General features: G+C 66.6%; 14 protein-coding genes. 6 read left to right on the top strand and 8 right to left on the bottom strand.

Going from position 1 to position 15,431, the window contains the following annotated elements; all coding sequences use genetic code 11:
* Positions 1–34 precede the first annotated feature (34 nt).
* Positions 35–811, bottom strand: a complete 777-nt coding sequence (locus ACTIFF_RS10815; protein ID WP_439536835.1) for a hypothetical protein — start codon at positions 809–811, stop codon at positions 35–37.
* A 458-nt stretch (positions 812–1,269) separates the two neighbouring features.
* On the opposite strand from ACTIFF_RS10815, the gene typA reads away from it, so the two are divergent.
* Positions 1,270–3,084, top strand: a complete 1,815-nt coding sequence (gene typA / locus ACTIFF_RS10810) for a translational GTPase TypA (protein ID WP_439536834.1) — start codon at positions 1,270–1,272, stop codon at positions 3,082–3,084.
* Positions 3,085–3,160: 76 nt separating this feature from the next.
* Here typA and ACTIFF_RS10805 read toward each other — a convergent pair whose 3' ends face one another.
* Genes ACTIFF_RS10805 through smc form a run of 6 tightly spaced genes read right to left on the bottom strand, consistent with a single transcriptional unit; the run spans position 3,161 to position 11,962 of the window.
* Complete coding sequence (locus tag ACTIFF_RS10805) at positions 3,161–3,679, bottom strand: 3'-5' exonuclease (protein ID WP_439536833.1); 519 nt, start codon at positions 3,677–3,679, stop codon at positions 3,161–3,163.
* A gap of 3 nt (positions 3,680–3,682) precedes the next feature.
* Positions 3,683–4,228 (bottom strand): hypoxanthine-guanine phosphoribosyltransferase, encoded by a 546-nt coding sequence (locus ACTIFF_RS10800; protein ID WP_439536832.1) that lies wholly within the window; start codon positions 4,226–4,228, stop codon positions 3,683–3,685.
* The gene (gene galU / locus ACTIFF_RS10795; RefSeq protein WP_257081766.1) at positions 4,225–5,109 is read right to left on the bottom strand and encodes a UTP--glucose-1-phosphate uridylyltransferase GalU; all 885 of its coding nucleotides are present in this window, start codon (positions 5,107–5,109) and stop codon (positions 4,225–4,227) included. The genes ACTIFF_RS10800 and galU overlap by 4 nt, the downstream gene beginning before the upstream one ends.
* Positions 5,110–5,113: 4 nt before the next feature.
* On the bottom strand, positions 5,114–7,189 hold the full coding sequence (ligA, locus tag ACTIFF_RS10790) for an NAD-dependent DNA ligase LigA (RefSeq protein WP_439536831.1): 2,076 nt from the start codon (positions 7,187–7,189) through the stop codon (positions 5,114–5,116).
* On the bottom strand, positions 7,189–8,424 hold the full coding sequence (locus tag ACTIFF_RS10785; RefSeq protein WP_439536830.1) for a cell division protein ZipA C-terminal FtsZ-binding domain-containing protein: 1,236 nt from the start codon (positions 8,422–8,424) through the stop codon (positions 7,189–7,191). Before ACTIFF_RS10785 ends, ligA begins: the two co-directional genes overlap by 1 nt.
* 25 nt (positions 8,425–8,449) lie before the next feature.
* Positions 8,450–11,962 carry a chromosome segregation protein SMC gene (smc, locus tag ACTIFF_RS10780; RefSeq protein WP_439536829.1) on the bottom strand — a complete coding sequence of 1,171 codons (3,513 nt, stop codon included), beginning with the start codon at positions 11,960–11,962 and terminating at the stop codon, positions 8,450–8,452.
* Positions 11,963–12,267: 305 nt separating this feature from the next.
* On the opposite strand from smc, the gene ACTIFF_RS10775 reads away from it, so the two are divergent.
* The 5 genes from ACTIFF_RS10775 (at position 12,268) to ACTIFF_RS10755 (ending at position 14,378) form a co-directional block, all read left to right on the top strand.
* Positions 12,268–12,522 (top strand): FitA-like ribbon-helix-helix domain-containing protein, encoded by a 255-nt coding sequence (locus ACTIFF_RS10775; protein WP_439536828.1) that lies wholly within the window; start codon positions 12,268–12,270, stop codon positions 12,520–12,522.
* Entirely contained in the window at positions 12,519–12,935 is a 417-nt protein-coding gene (locus ACTIFF_RS10770; protein WP_439536827.1) for a type II toxin-antitoxin system VapC family toxin, read from the top strand. The genes ACTIFF_RS10775 and ACTIFF_RS10770 overlap by 4 nt, the downstream gene beginning before the upstream one ends.
* Positions 12,936–13,023: 88 nt before the next feature.
* On the top strand, positions 13,024–13,407 hold the full coding sequence (locus tag ACTIFF_RS10765; protein ID WP_439536826.1) for a hypothetical protein: 384 nt from the start codon (positions 13,024–13,026) through the stop codon (positions 13,405–13,407).
* A gap of 76 nt (positions 13,408–13,483) precedes the next feature.
* Positions 13,484–13,846, top strand: coding sequence for a hypothetical protein (locus ACTIFF_RS10760; protein ID WP_439536825.1), 363 nt, complete (start codon positions 13,484–13,486; stop codon positions 13,844–13,846).
* A complete protein-coding gene (locus ACTIFF_RS10755) occupies positions 13,836–14,378 on the top strand; it encodes a hypothetical protein (RefSeq protein ID WP_439536824.1) in 543 nt (180 codons plus the stop codon). Before ACTIFF_RS10760 ends, ACTIFF_RS10755 begins: the two co-directional genes overlap by 11 nt.
* Positions 14,379–14,407: 29 nt before the next feature.
* Here ACTIFF_RS10755 and ACTIFF_RS10750 read toward each other — a convergent pair whose 3' ends face one another.
* The gene (locus ACTIFF_RS10750) at positions 14,408–15,346 is read right to left on the bottom strand and encodes a DMT family transporter (RefSeq protein WP_439536823.1); all 939 of its coding nucleotides are present in this window, start codon (positions 15,344–15,346) and stop codon (positions 14,408–14,410) included.
* Positions 15,347–15,431: the final 85 nt, after the last annotated feature.

Here is a 15,431-nt window from a genome sequence, read left to right as displayed (position 1 = left end):
GCTTTCACCGGGCGATTCAGGGCGGCAAGACGCCTTAAGCGCGTGCGGTCTGGCGACGGCGCACGAGCACGCCACCAAGCATCAGCAGGCCTGCGATGAACATCACGCTGCTGTCTGCCTCGGGTACCGGCGCATAGATATAGGCGGCCGCGGTGGCGCTGAGGACGTACGATTTCTCGTCATCGCTCGCGTTGGCGACCGCCAGCACCAGCCGGCCCTGCCGGACACCGTTGTCGGCCGGAACCGAGCCACCGGCCTGCACCAGTGCCTGAAAGCTTTCACCATTGGCGTACCCGAACAGCGATGCGTACGTGTTCACGAACGAGGTCATCGGATCGAGCCCGGTCGTGTCGACCGCGAGCCGATAGTCGACCGAGAACAACACCAGGGTCTGCGCGCCGAGCGTGAAATCGACGGTTCTCTGGGTGTCGGCGCCTGCCGCCGTCGTGCCACGGACGTCGGCCCACAGCCTTTCCTGCGGATTCACGTCGAAGTTGCCCGTTTTCGGCGGCACCTCGGCCCCGGCAATCGTGGCCGTCGCCCCGGTCAATGACGCCGAAAGGTCGGTGCTCCAGTCATCGCTGTCCATCGCCGACTGCTGCGCACCATTGAACAGATTGACGTAGGCCGTACTCCCGAAAACGCTGCCGGGCGTGAAGACCGGGTCGATGTCAGCCAGCGCGATCACGCGCGTGTCGAAGCTGAACCATTCCAGCGTCGCGCTCGCCGATGCGGCGTGCGCCGGACCCGCCGACGCCAGTCCGAGTGCGATCGCTGCCGTTGCACATGCCGTGTGCCGCTTGAAATTCATTGCATACCCTTTCAGCCGGAAATGCAGGTCGCGCGGATGCGCAGACCTGTTGCTGCGACGACTTCAGCCTTGGCGGAGACGCTCGCTGACGCTGCTGCAGCGCAGAAAGGAAAGTGGGCTATGCAGATTCGCACGACTCCCTGAGCATGGTGTGTGCACGTCCGGTGCCCTTCCCGACTGCGCGACAGCGTTCGCTGTGGCAACGCGCGCGCGCCGATCGTGAGGCGGACAGGCAGGGAGCAATAAGCATGCCTCCGACACACCGCCGCGCACTGCGGGCAGATGACTCCCGCCCGGCCCTCCGGCTGTAATGAATTCCGACAGGTGCAACGCCCTTGAGCATCGCGCCGGCAGGCCCGTCTGGGAACGGACGTCCGGTGAGGCAACAGGCGGCGCCGGAAAAGGCTTGCGTGCTGTGCTATACTTGCGTGTTTTTCTTATTGCGCTGCACCATTCCTATGTCCCGCTCCATACGCAACATCGCCATCATCGCGCACGTCGATCATGGCAAGACCACGCTGGTCGACCAGCTGCTGCGCCAGTCCGGCACCTTCGCATCGCACCAGCAGGTTTCGGAGCGCGTGATGGATTCGAACGATCTCGAAAAGGAACGTGGCATCACGATCCTGTCGAAGAATTGCGCGATCGAGTTCGAAGGCACCCACATCAATATCGTTGACACCCCGGGCCACGCCGACTTCGGCGGCGAGGTCGAGCGCGTGCTGTCGATGGTCGATGGCGTGCTGCTGCTGGTCGATGCCGTCGAAGGCCCGATGCCGCAGACCCGCTTCGTGACCCGCAAGGCGCTCGCGCTCGGCCTCAAGCCCATCGTTGTGGTGAACAAGATCGACCGCCCGGGCGCACGTCCGGACTGGGTGATCAACCACACCTTCGACCTGTTCGACAAACTGGGCGCAACCGAAGAGCAGCTCGACTTCCCGGTCGTGTTCGCCTCGGCGCTGAATGGCTTCGCGATGCTCGATTCGAGCACGCCGGGCACCAATATGCGTCCGCTGTTCCAGGCCATCCTCGACAACGTGCCGCAGCCGGAAGTCAATGAAGACGGCCCGCTGCAGCTGCAGGTCTGTTCGCTCGATTACTCCACCTACATCGGCCAGCTCGGCATCGGTCGCATCACGCGCGGCCGCATCAAGCCGAACCAGGAAGTCGCCGTCTATTACGGCGAAGAACTGCGCGGCAAGGCCAAGGTCGGCCAGGTGCTGACCTTCAAGGGTCTGGAGCGCACGCAGGCCGAATCGGCCAGCGCCGGCGACATCGTGCTGGTGTCGGGCATCGATCAGGTGAATATCGGCGTCACCATCTGCGACCCGGAATCGCCGGCGCCGCTGAAGCCGATCGCGGTCGACGAGCCGACGCTGACGATGAATTTCATGGTGAATGCGTCGCCGCAGGCCGGTCGTGAAGGCAAGTACGTCACCAGCCGCCAGATCCGCGAGCGTCTCGAAAAGGAACTGCTGAAGAACGTCGCACTGCGCGTCGAATACACCGAAGATTCGGACGTGTTCCTCGTGTCGGGTCGCGGCGAACTTCACCTGACCATCCTGCTGGAAACGATGCGCCGCGAAGGCTACGAACTGGCGGTCGGTCGCCCGCGCGTGGTGTTCAAGGAAATCGACGGTGTCAAAAGCGAGCCCTACGAACTGCTGACTGTCGACGTCGAAGAAACCCATCAGGGCGGCGTGATGGAAGAACTCGGTCGGCGCCGCGGCGAACTGCAGGACATGCAGCCGGACGGCAAGGGCCGGGTGCGCATCGAGTACCGCATTCCGGCGCGCGGCCTGATCGGCTTCCAGGGCGAATTCCTGAACCTGACGCGCGGCACCGGTCTGGCCAGCCACGTGTTCGACGACTACGGTCCGGTCGCCGGCGCGATGTCGGAACGTCGCAACGGCGTGCTGATTTCGCAGAACGACGGCGAAGCCGTCGCCTACGCTCTGTGGAATCTGCAGGACCGCGGCCGCATGTTCGTCAGCCCCGGTGACGTGCTGTACGAAGGCATGATCATCGGCATCCACTCGCGCGACAACGATCTGGTGGTGAACCCGATCAAGGGCAAGCAGCTGACCAACGTACGCGCGTCGGGCACCGACGAAGCCGTGCGCCTGGTGCCGCCGATCTCGCTGACGCTGGAATCGGCAATCGAATTCATCGCCGACGACGAACTGGTCGAAATCACGCCGAAGACGATCCGCCTGCGCAAGCGTCACCTGAAGGAACACGAGCGCAAGCGCGCCTCGCGCGACGAAGCCTGATCTTCCGGGGCATGCAACGAAAAAAGGAGCGCTCAGGCGCTCCTTTTTTTATCCGCCGGCCGCGCAGCGCGTGCAGTCACTGCGGATCGCTGCACACCGGTGTCTGTTCGGCGCACAGTCGCGCATAGGCCGCCTGCAGCACCCGCGCGTCGTTGCTGGCGCGGTGCCGGGTGGTGTGCAGCGCTTCGCTGACTTCCTTCTTCACCTCGTGCCAGCGCGCCGCCTGCGCCTCGCTCAGCAGTTCCCGCAGGCTGCGCAGATGAAAGCGCGGCACGCGATCCACTTCGTCGTACAGACGGGACAACCAGGCGTAGTCGTTGCCCCAGGCGTCGCTGTAGACATCCTGGCCGCGCAGCGCCTCGTCGAGACGGCATACGACATCTTCGATCGGCAGGCCGTGCTGCATCAGCACTTCGCGCGTGATGTGGTGCACCGCTTCGGCGCTCTGGTCCCAGTGCTGCCAGCCGTCCGGCGGGCGAACCAGGCAGCAGAGGGTGCGGCCATCGGGCAGGATGCAGCCGACTTCGATCGGGTAGCTGCCGGCGCCGAAACCGGACGCTTCGACGTCAAGAAACACCGGCAGCGCTTCGGCCATCGCCTACTCCCTGAGTGCGTAAATGGCCGGGAGGTTGCGCCAGGCACCGCGCACGTCCATGCCGTATCCGAAAACGTAGCGGTCCGGCAATTCGAGTCCGGTGAAGTCGGCCTTGATCGGCTTGGTCCGCCCGATCATTTTGTCGGAAAACACGGCGGTCAGGCAGCGTTGCGCACCCGCGTCGAGCAGGTGGCGGCGAATCGCGGCCAGCGTGATGCCCTCGTCGAGGATATCGTCCAGAACCAGCACGGTGCGCCCGGCGACCGGGATGCGCGGCTCGCTGATCCAGCGCAGCGCTCCGCCCTGCGTGTCGTCGCCATAGCGCGTGACGTGCAGGTAATCGAAATCGAGCGGGAAGGCGAGCTGCGGCAGCAGATTGCCGGTGAACACCACAGCGCCGCCCATGACCGACAGCAGCAGCGGATAGCTGTCGCCCAGTGCGGCGGTGATTTCCTGCGCCAGCCGGGCAACCGTGGCGTCGACCTGCGCCGCGTCGCAGATCAGTTCGGCGCCGTCGAGCAGCGCCTGCGCATCGGCGAGACGGCTCACGCAGCGTCGGCGGCTGCGGCGTGCTGCGCGTCCAGCCAGGCCGAAAACGCGGCGCCGACTTCCGGATGCTTGCGCGCCAGTTCGACCGTTGCCTGCAGATAACCGAGCTTGGAGCCGCAGTCGTAACGCGTGCCCTTGAACGGGTAGGCCAGCACGGCTTCCTCGCCCAGCAGCGCGGCGATTGCGTCGGTCAGCTGCAGTTCGCCGCCGGCACCCGGCGTCAGGGCGCGCAGGTGATCGAAAATGCTCGGTGTCAGGATGTAGCGGCCGACCACCGCCAGCGTCGACGGCGCCACTTCGGGCTGCGGCTTCTCGACGATGCCGGTCACGCCATACAGCCCGCCTACGTCGGCGTCCGTGCTGACGATGCCGTAGCTCGCCGTCTGACTGCGCGGCACCTGCTGCACGCCGAGGATGGAGCGGCCGAAGCGGTCGAAAATGTCGGTCATCTGCTTCAGGATCGGCGGCTCGCCATCGATCAGGTCGTCGGCCAGCAGCACGGCAAACGGCTCGTCGTTCACCACCGGTGCGGCGCACAGCACCGCATGACCCAGACCGAGCGGTTCCGACTGGCGGATATAGATGCAATTGACGTGCTTGGGCACCGTGTTGCACAGCGCCAGCAGTGCGGTCTTCTGCTTCATTTCGAGCTCGTGTTCCAGCTCGTAGGCCTTGTCGAAATGGTCGGCGATCGAACGCTTGGTGCGGCCGGTGATGAAGATGAGGTCGGTGCAGCCTGCAGCAACCGCCTCTTCCACCGCGTACTGGATCAGCGGCTTGTCGACCACCGGCAGCATTTCCTTCGGATTCGCCTTGGTGGCGGGCAGGAAACGGCTGCCGAGGCCAGCCACCGGAAATACGGCTTTACGCACTGATTTCATCTACTTATGGCTCCCTGTTGCCGAGCAGCGACTGCAGCCCGGATTCATCGAGGATGGTAATCCCCAGTTCTTGCGCTTTGATGAGTTTGGAGCCGGCATCCGTGCCAGCCACCACAAAATCCGTCTTTTTCGAGACCGAACCGGCCACTTTCGCCCCTGCCGCCTCGAGCATATCTTTCGCCTCGTCGCGCGACAGCGTCGGCAGCGCGCCAGTCAGCACCACCGTCTTGCCGACCAGCGGGCCGCTGGCCACCTGCATTTCGCCCTCTTCCCACGCGATGCCGCAGGCACGAAGCTGTTCGACCACTTCGCGGTTGTGCGGCTGCGCGAAAAAGCGGTGGATGCTCGCTGCCACCACCGGCCCGACGTCCGGTACCTGCGCCAGTTCGGCTTCGCTGGCGTCCATGATGCGGTCCATGCTGCCCAGGTGACGCGCCAGATCCTTCGCAGTAGCCTCGCCGACATGGCGGATACCGAGCGCGAACAGGAAGCGGCCGAGCGTCGTCGTCTTCGACTTCTCCAGCGCGGCGACCAGATTTTCGGCCGACTTGTCCGCCATGCGGTCCAGTTCGGCCAGTTTCAGCACGCCCAGCCGGTACAGGTCGGGCAGGCTGCGGATCAGGCCGCCGTCGACCAGCTGCTCGACCAGCTTGTCGCCCAGCCCCTCGACATCCATCGCCCGCCGGCCGGCAAAATGCAGCAGGGCCTGCTTGCGCTGCGCTGCGCAGTACAGACCTCCGGTGCAGCGGTGGTCGATTTCGCCTTCTTCGCGCACCACGTCGGAGCCGCACACCGGGCAGTTCATCGGCATGGAGAATGCCCGCGCATGCAGCGGCCGTCTGTCCGACAACACCGACACGACTTCGGGAATGACGTCGCCGGCGCGGCGCACGACGACCGTGTCGCCGACATGAACATCCTTGCGGCGGATTTCGGATTCGTTGTGCAGCGTGGCCTTGGTGACCGTCACGCCGCCGACGAACACCGGCGCCAGCCGCGCCACCGGTGTCAGCTTGCCGGTGCGGCCGACCTGCACCTCGATGTCCTGCACCGTGGTCAGCGCTTCCTGCGCCGGATATTTATGCGCCACCGCCCAGCGCGGTTCGCGCGTGACGAAACCGAGCTTCTGCTGCAGCGCCAGGCTGTTCACCTTGTACACGACACCGTCGATGTCGAACGGCAGGCCCGGTCGCGCCTCGGCGATGCGCGCATGAAAGGCGGCCAGCGCGTCGGCGCCGCTGCAGACCGCGCGGTGTTCGCACACCGGCAGGCCGAAGGCCGCCAGCGCGTCGAGCACACCCGCGTGGGTGGCCGGCACGTTCCAGCCCTGCACCTCACCGAGGCCATAGGCGAAAAACGACAGCGGGCGCCGCGCCGCGATGGCCGGATCGAGCTGACGGATGCTGCCGGCCGCGGCATTGCGCGGATTGACCAGCGTCTTCTCGCCCGCCGCGTCGGCGCGCAGGTTGAAGGCATCGAAACGATCGCGCCGCATGTAGACCTCGCCGCGCACTTCAAGCACCTCGGGCAAGCCGGGCGCATCGAACAGCGAAGGCCGCTGTGAAGGCGGCTGCGGCACCAGGGTCAGCGGCACCTCGTGAATGGTGCGTACGTTCTGCGTCACGTCCTCACCGGTTTCGCCGTCGCCGCGCGTGGCGGCCAGCACCAGCACGCCGCGCTCGTAGCGCAGATTGATCGCCAGGCCGTCGAACTTCAGTTCGGCAGCGTACTCAACCGGCGGCTGCGTGTCGTCCAGCTTCAGTTCGCGCCGCACGCGCGCATCGAAATTCTGCGCACCGGTCGATTCGGTATCGGTTTCGGTACGGATGGACAGCATCGGCACGACATGGCGCACCGGTGCGAAGGCGGGCAGCGGCTTGCCGCCGACCCGCTGCGTCGGCGAGTCAGGCGTGCGCAATGCCGGGTGTTCGGCTTCGAGCGCCTGCAGTTCACGGAACAGCCTGTCGTATTCGGCGTCGGGAATCTCCGGCGCGTCGAGCTCGTAATACAGGCGGTCGTGCCGGGCGATCTGCGCGCGCAGCGCCGCTGCGCGCTCGGTGGCCGATGCTGCCGACGGCATCAGCTGAACAGCCGGCTCGCCGATTCGCTGCCCGGCTTGATGCCGAACTGGATCATGCGGCCCTGGAATTCGGCCACCTTGCCGCGGATCAGCGCGAGCGAAGCGGGCGACAGCGGCTGCCTGTTGTCGTCCACCACTTTGGCGCCCAGCGTGTGCGCGAACTGTTCAGCCACCATGACCATGCGGTCGAACTGACGCGCGCCGTCGGCCACGGTCGGCACGTCGAGCAGCAACGTGACGCCCTGGGTCTGCAGCGCCTTCATCGTGTCGGCGGAAAACTGTTCGGCATCGAGGCTGCACAGCGTGTAGAGCGTGTTGCCGACATCGTCGCGCGCGTGGAACTGGCCGCCGCTCAGCGTGAAGCCCTGCGCCTCGGCCAGACCGCGCAGCTTGGTGCCGGAAATGAGCGACTCGCCGGCGACCAGATTGAGACCGATCTGCACGTCGACCGACGCGGCGAAACTGTCCAGCTCGCGCGCCCGGCCGAGCAGTTCGCGCACGTCCGGAAAATGCACCACCGCCAGGAAGCGGTCGGCCACGCCCTGCAGCGCATGGGCCAGCGCTGACACCGACGCCTCCGACAGCGCACCGCGCCGATCCGCCAGCTGCACCGCCAGTTCGACCTTCGACAGCGCACCCGCGGTCTGTGCGGTCAGCGGCAACCAGCGGCCGGCGTGCTCGTCGCGCCCGCGCAGGCGCATCGTCACGGCGAGGGTCTGCGTGAGGTCATTCCACGTGCGCTGGAATTCGGTCGCCGCCACCGGCGCCTCGAATTCGATCGTGATCAGCTCTTCCACCTGCCGATCGGCCCAGCCGTCGGCCAGCGGCTCAGGCGGGGCATTGGTCGAAACATCGGTCGGAACATCCGTGGCCCACTGCGCCACCGTGCGGTCGGCGTCGGCCGGCGAGCCGGCGACCGACTTCAGCGGCTCGGTGATGTCGGTGACGGATTCATCGGCCAGCATCGGCTCCTGCATGTCGCGGCGCACCGGCTGCGTGGCCGACGGGTCTGACATCGGCGCGGCGTCGTCGCTCAGGTCGAAATCCAGCGTGGGTTCGAGGCGCCGGGGCGGCGCGTCGGGCGGGTCGATCAGCACGTCGGCATGGGTTTCGCCCAGTGCACGTTCGGCGGTCTGGCGGTGGCGCTTTTCCTGCCACATGTTGTAGCCGACCACTGCGCCGATGCCCGCCACGCCCAGTGCGATCAGTCCGATCTGCAGTTCAGTCAGTTGCATTGATGACCTTCCTCTTTATGTTTTTTCAGACGCTGAGCGCTTCGTCGCGCAGCTTCAGCGCCTGTTCCATGTCGACCTCGACCACGCGCGAACACCCGCGCTCCTGCATCGTGACGCCCACCAGTTGTTGCGCCATTTCCATCGTGATCTTGTTGTGGCTGATGAACACGAACTGCGTGGCCGCCGACATGCGCTTGACCATTTCGCAGAAGCGTTCGGTGTTGGTGTCGTCCAGCGGCGCATCGACTTCGTCCAGCATGCAGAACGGCGCCGGATTGAGCTGGAACAGCGCGAACACCAGCGCCGTCGCGGTCAGCGCCTTTTCACCGCCGGACAGCAGCTGGATCGACGCGTTGCGCTTGCCCGGCGGCTGCGCGAACACCTGCAGGCCGGCGTCCAGTATCTCGTCGCCGGTCATCACCAGCCGCGCCTCGCCGCCGCCGAACAACTCCGGGAAGATGCGGCCGAACTCGGTATTCACGCGATCATACGTGTCCTTGAGCAGGGCACGGGTTTCGCGGTCCATGCTGCGGATGGCATCTTCCAGCGTGCCGATCGCCTCGCGCAGGTCGGCCGACTGCATGTCAAGATAGCCCTTGCGCTCCGCCGCCTGCGTCAGTTCTTCCAGTGCCGCCAGATTCACCGCGCCGAGCGCCGCGATGTCGCGGTTCAGGCGGGCGATTTCACCATTCAGACTGCCTTCGCGCACGTTTTCGCGTTCGCCTTCGGCGACCAGCGCATCGAGCCGGCCTTCCGGCAGCGTGATTTCGGCCAGCCGCTGCGCGAACTGTTCGGCATTCAGCGCCGCCGCCTGCTGCTTCAGCCGGCATTCGGCCAGACGCTCGCGCGCCGGCGCCAGCCGCTGCTCGCTCTGCGCGCGCTGCGCATCGAGGTCGCGCAGCTGCGCCGCCAGTCCTTCCTGCGTGTCGCGGCAGGTCGCCAGCACCTGTTCGCGCGCGCGGCGGGCGTCCAGCGTCTGCTGCAGCGTGGCGTCGATGCTGCGCTCGTCGATCTGCGCAAATTCGTCGCGTCGCAGTGCGCATTCGAGTTCGGCGTTTTCGAGCTGGGTGCGCGCGACCGACAGGTTATTCGCCAGATCGGTCAGCCGGCTGGCGCATTCGCGCTGCGAAAAGCCGGCTTCCTGCACCTCACGCGCCGCCGCCTGATCGGCAAAGCGCGCCTCGCGCAACGTGCCGTCGGCGCTCTTGTGCGCCTCCAGCGCGGCGTCGAGCCGGTTGCGCTGCACATCGATCAGTTCGCGTGCGCGCTCGATCTCGATTTCGGCGCGCGCCAGATGCGCCTGTTCGGTCTGTTCCGCCTGATCCACTTCGGCGCGGTCGCGTTCCAGTGCGGCGCGCTGCTCGTCGAAGCGCGACACCGCCTGGCCGAGCTTGATCTGTTCCACCTGCGCGGTGTGCGCCGCCTGGGTCAGCGACTGCTGCTCGCGCCGCGCCGCCGCCTGTTCTTCGTGTGCCGCCGCCAGCGCCGCCTCGGCTTCGCGCAGCGCCTCGCGCGCCTCGGCCAGCGCGGCCTCGGCCCTGTCGATGTCGCGGCCCAGTTGTTCGATGTCGCGCGCGCGCTCCAGCACGCCATGCGTGCGCGCGTCCGGCGCATACAGCGTAAGCGACGCACCTTGGGCAACGCGGCCCTGGCGGTCGACCTCGGCCATACCGACCTGCGCCGGCAGCGCCAGCACCTCGACGGCCGCCACCGGCCCGAGCCACAGGTCGAGCAGCGCGTCCCAGCGCGCGTCGAGCGTCTGCACATGGTGGCGCAGGCTGTCGGCCGCCAGCGGCGTGCGCGGGTCGGCGCCCGGCAGCGCAAGGGTCAGCGTCTGCGGTGCGGCACCGGCCGCACCGGCGGCGGCCAGCGTGTCGGGCGAGACGGCGTCGAGCGCGCCCAGGCGCTCGCGCAGCACGGCTTCGACCGCCAGCTCCCAGCCGGCCTCCACCTTGATCGCCTGCCACAGCGGTTGCGCGTCCTGCAGGCCGAGCGCCGCCAGCCAGGGCGCGAGCTTGCCGTCGCTCTGCGTCTTGCGCTGCAGCTCGACCAGCGCGTCGCGACGGGCGCGGGTTTCGGTCAGCGTGCGGGTGGTGGCGCGCTCGCCGTCCTGCGCGTTGCGCACCGCCCCCTGCAGTTGCGGCACCGTGATCTGCGCCGCCTGCATGCGCTGCTGCGCGGCATCGACCGCCGCCTGCAGTTCTTCGAGCCGCGCCTGCGCCAGCGACAGCGCTGCGCGGTCCGGCTCGATCAACTGCGCTGCGTCGTGCGCGATGCGCTCGCGCCGGCCGGCCAGCGAATGCAGCATGCGGCCGGCGTTCGCGCGGTGGGTTTCTTCCACCTTGAGCTGTTGCTCGACCGCCGCCAGCTCACGCCGCGCCTCGGTCGCCAGTTGCTCGGCCTCCTGGAACGCGGCTTCGGCTTCAGGCAGCAGCGCGCGGGTCGTTTCGTGCCGCGCCTCGGCCTGTTCGATGCGGTGGGCGGCGTGCTCGGCCAGCGTGGTCCACCGCGCGGTGTCGCTTTCGATGCCTTCGATGCGCGCGCGCCAGTTCGCCACCTCGCCGTCAAGGTGCGCGATGCGCGCCGCGAGCTTCTGGCGGTTTTCCGCCGCGCGCCGCAGATCGTCTTCCAGCCGGCTGGCTTCGGCGTTGGCGGTCAGCAGTTCGGCCTGCGCCGCATGCACTGCTTCGGAACTGGCGAAGTGTTCGGTGCGGATGCGCTCCAGCGCCGCCTCGTGGTGGCGCAGCGCCGCGGTTTCGCGTTCGATGTCGTTTTCGATGCGACCGGCGTCGCCGGTCAGCGTATCGGCTTCGGCCGCTGCGGCGCGCTGCTTCATCGCCCACAGCAGCGCCTGGCGCTCGACCAGCCGCGTATTCAGTTCGGTGTGGCGGGCGGCGACTTCCGCCTGCTTCTGCAAGCGCTCGATGCGGCTGCCCAGTTCGCCGACGATGTCGTCGAGCCGCACCAGATTGTCGCGCGCGTCGTCTAGCCGGCCCTGCGTTTCGCGGCGCCGCTCGCGGTATTTGGTGATGCCGGCCGCCTCTTCGAGAAAGGCGCGCAGCTCCTCCGGCCGCGCCTCGATGATGCGCGTGATCATGCCCTGCTCGATGATGGCGTAGGCGCGTGGGCCCAGGCCGGTACCGAGGAACACGTCGATCACGTCGCGCCGGCGCACCCGGGTGTTGTTGATGAAGTAGTCCGACTGGCCGTCGCGCTCCAGCACCCGCTTGACCGCGATTTCGGCGTACTGCGACCACTGCCCGGCCGCCCTGCCCTGGTCATTGTCGAACACCAGTTCGACCGACGCCCGCCCGACCGGCTTGCGCGTGCCCGAGCCATTGAAGATGACGTCGGTCATCGCATCGCCGCGCAGCGCCGACGCCCGCGACTCGCCGAGCACCCAGCGCACCGCATCGATGATGTTGGACTTGCCGCAGCCATTCGGCCCCACCACGCCGACCAGCTGGCCGGGCATCAGGATGGTGGTCGGATCGACGAAAGTCTTGAAGCCGGCGAGTTTGAGTTTGGACAGTCGCACGGGACGGCGGCGGGGGGGCGGATGTAGGGCTAAAAACCGGCTGAATGATATCACTCGGGGCTTCACGGTCCGGCCGGCCTGCAGCGCGATGCGCTGTATCGAGCGTGAAAGTGCGCGCCGACAGGCGGTCACTGCAGGACTTTGACCTCAGGTACCGGCCCGCTTGCAACGGCGGGCCCCGTGGCGACGTCAGTCAGCGAGGCGCGGGCTTACGAACCCGAGATGGGCAGAGGAAGCCGCGTGGCCCTTGTTTGCTGCATGCAAAAGTATAAACTGCATGCACTCAATCCAGCGGTGCGACGAACATGGCCATGCTTACCGTACGCAACCTTCCCGACGCCGTGCACCGGGCACTGCGCATGCGCGCTGTCACCCACGGCCGCAGCATGGAGGCCGAGATACGGCACATTCTGGAATCTGCCGTGGCCCCGGAGGGCCGCGTAAAGCTGGGGTCGCTGCTGGCGGACATCGGTCGTGAAGCCGGTCTGACCGATGACGAGTTGGGCATCCTCAATCAGGTGCGCGACCCGACGCCGTCCCGTCCGGTCAGCTTCGAATGATCCTGCTCGACACCAACGTGGTGTCGGAGCCGCTGCGTCACACGCCTGACATCCGGGTGATCGCGTGGATCGACGCCCAAGCGCTGGAAACACTTTTCCTGTCCGCCATTACCGTGGCCGAGCTGCGCACCGGCGTCGCGCTGCTGCCGACAGGCAAACGGCGCTCTGTGTTGCAGGACAATCTTGAACAGCGCGTTCTGCCACTGTTCGCCGGCCGCGTCCTGCCTTTCGACCTGGGCAGCACAGGCGCCTATGCGGAACGGATCGCGCTGGCGCGGTCTGCCGGATATGCCATCGCCACGGCAGACGCCTGCATCGCCGCAATCGCATTCACGAACGGCCTTTCGGTCGCCACCCGCGATACCCGCCCTTTCGAAGCCGCCGGCGTAGCGGTCATCAACCCGTGGCAATAGAAAATAGGGGACAGACCACGTTTTCCGCCGAGTTCCCAAGCAGGACACGCGATCTGTCCCTATTGACGCTTGATTGACATTCACAAACATGCGAAAGAATGCCCAAACAGACGACGAGCAAGACGGAGACATTTCGGATGATCCCTGTCTAAGCGCCATCGACCGGGATCTGACGTCGGTCAGCAAGCGGAATGACAACCAGCTTCTGGTCATCCTGCTGGTGTTGGTCCCGCTGGCCTTTATGTACGAGCGGTCCGCATTCAAGGGTGTCTGGCTTGACGCGGCTTTTCTGGGGCTGCTTTTCGGGGCCATCGGCTACATGATTTTCCGGGTGGCGCGCCAGAAGCAAAGGGTTGCCGCAAGGTACGGCCTGGTATGCCGGGCGTGCGGGGAGAAGCCCAGGGCACACATGGTTCTTTCTGCTGCCATGACGCAGCATTGCGCACGATGCGGGGCGAAGTTGAGGGGCTGACTTGGCAGACGGATACGGACTTGCTTGCAGCGGGCTTCGAGTACTTTCAGCCAGTCCTTGCCCCGAAACGTCGGGCATGGCGACACAACGATCATTGCTTGAGCATGCTGCCGGAAAGCCGATATCCGCCGTCCAGCGCGAATGGCACGCCGAGCTTGGGGCGCCGGGCGCCGCCGCGAGCGAACATGTCATGCACGCCTTCCATGATCTGCTGAACGCCGCCAAAGACGGTTCATTGCACATGATGCTGCGCAACACCTGTATTTCTGATGTCATCGGCCGGGCGTGGACCGCGCAGCACCTGACCATGCAGCCCGCCATCGAAGCACTGGGGGAGCAGCTGAAGCGTGTCGCGGCGGGTGACGCATCGGCGCCGGCCGACGGCACCGATCGCGGCGGGTCAGCCCCCACAGGCCGGCGCCGTCCATATGAGTCTTGATCTCTACGTTGTTCTGAATCGACGAGACCTGCCGACCGCAGAAGACTGGGCGTCAACGGCGCGCAGCCATGGCTTTTCGGTGCATCTCGATACGTCCCTGAGCCCCGCCACGTCGGTCGGTTACTGGCCCTGCCCCGACGCCACGTCAGGTTTCGAGTATTCCATCGGCCCGCTGGATCAGGCGGAACTCGATCAGCTGGGGCTCTCGGCGGGGAACCGGAAACGCCTTCGGCACTTTGATTCGCTGGCCGTGCTGAGCTGTCGGTCTGACAAGGATTTTGCGATTGCGCAGTGCGCCTCGGCAGTGCTTGCCAAGCGCTGCAACGGCCTGGTGATCGACGGCGAATCTGCCGCCGTGATGACGCCGGATCACGCGATCGACTGGGTACAAGGCCGTTATGAACCACCGCCGGACAAGCGTCGCCCCGCCTTTCTCCCGAAGCGCCGGGTGTCGGCGATGACCTGGGCAAGGCTTGGTTTGCTGGTGCTCATTGCAAGCTTCTGGCTGATCAGATGGGCCACCGGAATCTGACGCCGCTGCCCCGCTTCATCCCCCACCCTTTACTTCAACAACGCCGCCTCCCGGTCGCGACCCGATGTGTCGCGCGCGGCCTGTGCCGGTTCCAGATGCCCCGAAAACAGGCTGGCCGCGATGATCATCGCGCCACCGGCCCACTCCTTCACGCCCATCGCCTCGCCCGCCAGCCACCACGACGACAGGGCGGCGACGACCAGTTCGAACAGGAACAGCGCGATGGCGGCGTTGGCGCTGACGAAGGTGATGCCGTACTGCACGACCAGATTCACCACCACCAGCACGCCGCCGAGGATGATGAGCACGGCCCAGGTTTCCGGGCCGATGGCGGCGATTTCGCTCAGCGGCGACTCGCCGCGCAGCCAGGCGGCGAACGGGGCGACGGCGATGACGCCGAGGAACACGGCCATCACCTTCTGCTCGATGGCGATGTGGGCGGTGCGCCGCACCATCACGTTCACGCCGGCAAAGCAGATGCCGGCGCCCAGCCCCATCCACTCGGCCGAGCCCTGCGGCCACGGCAGGCCCAGTTCGGGTCGCCACAGCATGACGACGGCGCCGGCCAGCGACAACGCGATCACGCCGGCGCCGATGCGGCTCAGGCGTTCGCCGAGCAGCAGGCGCGACAGCAGCACCGTCCAGAGTGGCGACAGGTAGAACAGCAGCAGCACGCGCATCACCTCGCCGTCGAGCGCGCCGAGCACGTAGCCGAGGTTGGTGCCGGCGGCGGCCAGCGCGAGCGCGACCAGCCACAGGCTGGGGCGCGTCGTGCGCAGCACCGGCCACAGCGGAATCAGGCCGAACAGGAAGGCCAGCGCGTAGGTGATGAAGGTCGCCGTGACGCCACCCATGCCGGCCGCCTCGATGACGCGGTAGGGATACCAGATGAGGCCCCAGACGATGCCGCCGCACAGCAGTGCGGCGGAAGGAAGGCGCCGCGAACGCGGCACGCGGGAAGCGAGCATGTTTACGTATACTTCTATGGTGTGGGAAAAAACCTGAAACGACGTCAAGCACGACGCCGGATGCTCGACGACCGGTGCGGATGCG

Source organism: Methyloversatilis sp. (genome assembly GCF_051861465.1).
GTDB lineage: Bacteria > Pseudomonadota > Gammaproteobacteria > Burkholderiales > Rhodocyclaceae > Methyloversatilis.
This window is presented reverse-complemented; position numbering and strand designations above follow the sequence as displayed.

Bases quoted from the DNA above. Each gene is read 5' to 3' on its own strand.
- ACTIFF_RS10815 (WP_439536835.1), bottom strand. From the start codon at position 811: ATGAATTTCAAGCGGCACACGGCATGTGCAACGGCAGCGATCGCACTC.
- typA (WP_439536834.1), top strand. From the start codon at position 1,270: ATGTCCCGCTCCATACGCAACATCGCCATCATCGCGCACGTCGATCAT.
- ACTIFF_RS10805 (WP_439536833.1), bottom strand. From the start codon at position 3,679: ATGGCCGAAGCGCTGCCGGTGTTTCTTGACGTCGAAGCGTCCGGTTTC.
- galU (WP_257081766.1), bottom strand. From the start codon at position 5,109: ATGAAATCAGTGCGTAAAGCCGTATTTCCGGTGGCTGGCCTCGGCAGC.
- ligA (WP_439536831.1), bottom strand. From the start codon at position 7,189: ATGCCGTCGGCAGCATCGGCCACCGAGCGCGCAGCGGCGCTGCGCGCG.
- ACTIFF_RS10785 (WP_439536830.1), bottom strand. From the start codon at position 8,424: ATGCAACTGACTGAACTGCAGATCGGACTGATCGCACTGGGCGTGGCG.
- ACTIFF_RS10775 (WP_439536828.1), top strand. From the start codon at position 12,268: ATGGCCATGCTTACCGTACGCAACCTTCCCGACGCCGTGCACCGGGCA.
- ACTIFF_RS10770 (WP_439536827.1), top strand. From the start codon at position 12,519: ATGATCCTGCTCGACACCAACGTGGTGTCGGAGCCGCTGCGTCACACG.
- ACTIFF_RS10765 (WP_439536826.1), top strand. From the start codon at position 13,024: ATGCGAAAGAATGCCCAAACAGACGACGAGCAAGACGGAGACATTTCG.
- ACTIFF_RS10760 (WP_439536825.1), top strand. From the start codon at position 13,484: ATGGCGACACAACGATCATTGCTTGAGCATGCTGCCGGAAAGCCGATA.
- ACTIFF_RS10755 (WP_439536824.1), top strand. From the start codon at position 13,836: ATGAGTCTTGATCTCTACGTTGTTCTGAATCGACGAGACCTGCCGACC.
- ACTIFF_RS10750 (WP_439536823.1), bottom strand. From the start codon at position 15,346: ATGCTCGCTTCCCGCGTGCCGCGTTCGCGGCGCCTTCCTTCCGCCGCA.